At 30.1% G+C, this 3945-nt stretch carries 3 protein-coding genes; all 3 read right to left on the reverse strand.

Annotated elements, in window-relative coordinates; translation table 11 throughout:
- A partial coding sequence (locus tag KQI69_RS02165) for a hypothetical protein (RefSeq protein ID WP_216563646.1) occupies positions 1-233 on the reverse strand: 233 nt, incomplete at its 3' end.
- Between the two features lie 25 nt (positions 234-258).
- Positions 259-2115 (reverse strand): hypothetical protein, encoded by a 1857-nt coding sequence (locus tag KQI69_RS02170; protein WP_216563647.1) that lies wholly within the window; start codon positions 2113-2115, stop codon positions 259-261.
- 521 nt (positions 2116-2636) lie between these two features.
- Positions 2637-3137, reverse strand: a complete 501-nt coding sequence (locus tag KQI69_RS02175; RefSeq protein ID WP_216563648.1) for a DUF4231 domain-containing protein — start codon at positions 3135-3137, stop codon at positions 2637-2639.
- Positions 3138-3945: the final 808 nt, after the last annotated feature.

Below are 3945 nucleotides of genomic sequence, written 5' to 3' on the forward strand. Positions count from 1 at the left end.
ATACTTTCGTTACTATTTGTGCCGCCAGTCGAAGGCGGCGGAATGGAGATTAATATGTCATTAGCCTCATTGTATGCATCATAGAAAAAATTATTTTCTTCTATAACGGTTTCCAATTTTTCCTGATATTCTTCCCCTTGAATAACTTTTATAATCTTGCAATCATTTTCTTCTTCTTTCTCCTTCAGCATATCGTTTGATATACTAGCTCCTATGCTATCTATATCTGCCATTCCAATCTCCTCCTTTTGTATGTGCTTAAATTTCCATTGTATTTAAAACTTTCTTTGCCTTATCTTTAATATCATTTCTTTCATTTAAGTATACCAATACGGCACTGATCTGTTCCATAATGTCATCTGACTCAGAAATCTCAAGTCTGCTCGCATAATTGCTAAGCCAATCTTTGGGTCTTTGACCGATTTTACTTAACACCTTCAAAAAAGTTATAAACTCCTCTGATGTAATTTTTCTTGTATCCGATTTTTTAAAACCTTCCGGATCATTTTTAATGATCTGATCCAATGCATACTCTTTATCAACTCTATATAAGCTGCAAAAATCGTCAACCTCAGCTAACATTGGAATATATTTATAATATCTTAAAATCATTATCAGCAATGCCTGTTCTCCTGTTTTTACAAATTGAGACAAACCATGCACCTCACAATTTTTCCCTGCATTGGATGATATAGACAAAACGCCTGCATCCATCATCTGCATGAAATATCCAAAAAACTTTTGAATAGCATTATAACCAAGTTGTAAATAATTTATCATATGACTTATGACTGAAGCACACTCTTTCGTCTTTCTTTCAAATCTGTTCTTTTCTAAATAATACGGATTTTCAAAAAACTGATATGCTTCTCGCTCTTCTTCCCATCCACTCCTATAGAATTCATTTTCAAGATAGAGTTTGATATTTTCTTCTTTAACATCTTCAGAACTTTCCTGTTTTTTTATAATTATATATTGATCTGGTACAATTTCATCAAAACATTTTGTCAATTCAAAAACTGATCCAAAAATAGGATTTATCACAAAATTCTCTATTATCTCTCTTGCTTCATTCATATCTCCACGACAATAATTTCTTGCAAGTTTATCAATTTCATATTTGGCTTTATCATTTCTAAAATCTTCATCTACAGAATAGTCATCATTTAGTTCCTTCAAAAGCGTATTACTCAATATAAATGTCAAAAACTCATTAAAACTTCTTTTTCCGTCCAGATTATATAAAAAATCAATATATAATATATATTCCTGATATTTATTATATTTTTCCACAATTTTTTTTCTAATAGCATGATATAACCGTTCTGTAGTACCATCATCAAGATTAGCAAAAAAAACAAACGGTATCGCCCTGTAACCTCCTGTTTCCTCATTCCCCACCAATCTTAATGCTGGAACACATTTAATATTACCTTGATCTAAATAAACTTTTATATATTCTCTTTTGCCCTGATATAATGTTTCCACAAAATCATTGCTACTTAAAATCTTTTCTTCCACAATATCTTTTTCCAAATGCTGTGAATATATATATGCTGCATTGGCAATATCACTTTTACTAATTAAAGCCGAGAAATCGCTCGAAAACTTGTGCCATCTCTCAGCTCTATCATATCTTCTATAAGCAAAATTTGCATTGTATCTATTTATAAGATAAGAACCTGCATCTGTTCTCACCAATACATGTACAGAAATAGCCTTTGAAAGTTCAAACTTCAAAATATCTTCATCCAATTCTGGCAACAATACAGCCAATCTATCCTCAATACTTTCCAAAATATGATTAATGTTTCTTCCATGTATAAACAAATCATCACATAATAAAATCTTAGGAAATCGACCATTTGTCAGATAATATTCTGCAAATCTATCGCAACACAAAAACATCGAAGCATCTGTTAAATATATAGTTGCATCAACTTCTGACATTTTTTTCTCTGTAACATTTTCCATTATCTGTGCCAATATATAACTTCTCCTTACCACAAATACTACATATTCCCATTCACCACTAAGCGTTTCCAAATACCATTGACTCATATCATTCAGCATTTCCTTATCAAACATTTGTGATGTGATTTTCCTTAATTCCATTAAACTTCCCCTTTCCATTTTTTAGGATAATATTCACATCTGCCAAATTTCATTCTATTAAAATAGTTTTGCATTTACAGATTTTTACATATATATGATGTTGTGATCAAAACAATAAATAAATTTGATCCTATTCCTATAGTAGCTTAAAAAATTTATATTTTGTAGCATATCGCTAGATTTATATATATATAGTATTTCCTACCTTCCTTTATGCAACCCTATATATTTTTGGAATTCTTCGCTACTCATGTTCCGTTGGATTTCAGAATGTAACTTCCAAATCGGAATGTTTCTGCATCATGAATGATTTCATCGGCAAAAAACTTTGCCCATGATTTTTCTAATGCTTTTTATTCTCTGGCAGCTAATCTAGAAAAACCTTTAACCCTAACATCATATATATGTAAAAAATATAATATTGCTATCATTCTATCATAGCTTCCTTTATCAATCAAGTAATTTACTTGACATTTACGCATATTTTACTTGTCCACAAAAAATATATAATCGGTAATCTATTATTCTTTTTCTTTTTCATGAGGTATTTGCTTCCAATTCTTAAATTCTTTAATCATATAGTCCTCACATGATACTATTAATAATTTTAATGCCTCAGTTTTATCTAATTTATCAAATTCACCAATTTTCATAAAATATCTATATAAATTACTTTTTAATATTTCGCAAGCTTCCCTATACTCAACCCATAACTTATGATATTCACAAAAATTTACAATAGATAAAAGTGCTGATGATGCTACACTTAATGCATCAATAAATACTGTAGCTAAATCAGCATACTCTCCTTTTGTAAATACCGCTACTATTGGAATACATGATGTAAGTATAATTGAAATAATAGTAAATCTTTTATATTTATTTTGCTTTATAACAGCCTTATTATCATACCACAATATCTGACTCAAAAGTCTATTCGCAATATATGCCTTTTCTTCTTCATCACAATCTTTTAAATATACATCAATTTCATTATAAATATCCCCTGTATTCTTTTCCATAATTATAATCACCCCTCTGTATATTTTTATTGAAATTGCACAAGAAAGTCTTAATTTATAAGCTTTCCCAGCAAGGTCTAAGTTTACTAATTGATTTATTTACAGCCCTATAGATAGTGTATACAGTATCTTCAAGTACCATTCACTGAAAAATTTGTACAATAAAGAATACATCTTTAATTTCTATAGCTGCCTTCTCTGTTCTCCCATCTTTCCTACAATAAAAAACCTCTCATGTCAAACAGGAACATCCATCTACTACAATTAGAGTTCCTAAATTGTCAGGTAAAAGCCCCCATTACTGGGTGCACCCCCTACTACAGATCCATATGTGCCCAATAAAAATCTGATTTACTTTATCGATGATAAATTTCTTCTTTTCAAATTTCATGTCTCTGATGGTGATATTCATCTGCTTACATTTCATACAAAACTTCTTTCCAGTAGTTCTGTGTTTAATTCTGAACTTTCCTCTTCTTCTTTTAGAACAGAAATGGTTAAAATCAAGAAAGTCAAAAGTTTCTAGTTTTCCCATTTTCTTTCGGTATTTCCACTCTATTGGCCAGTTTCGGCTTATAGCTTTTATTCTTTAATCTATTCCCAAATTTCTAAAATTTTCTTCAAGATCACTTTCATAGCTGACTAGTATAATAATGATGTAGTCAATCAAGACTACTTGGTTAATAAGTTTCTATAAATCAGATAACAAAGAAGGGATTCTTCCTTCATCAGATGTTATCCATAATAATTATCATGTCTGACGGTTCCTGATAGACACCAGATAAAACATAAGGTATTATCTCTTAGG

The organism is Eubacterium sp. MSJ-13 (genome assembly GCF_018918235.1).
Classification (GTDB): domain Bacteria; phylum Bacillota; class Clostridia; order Lachnospirales; family Lachnospiraceae; genus Butyribacter.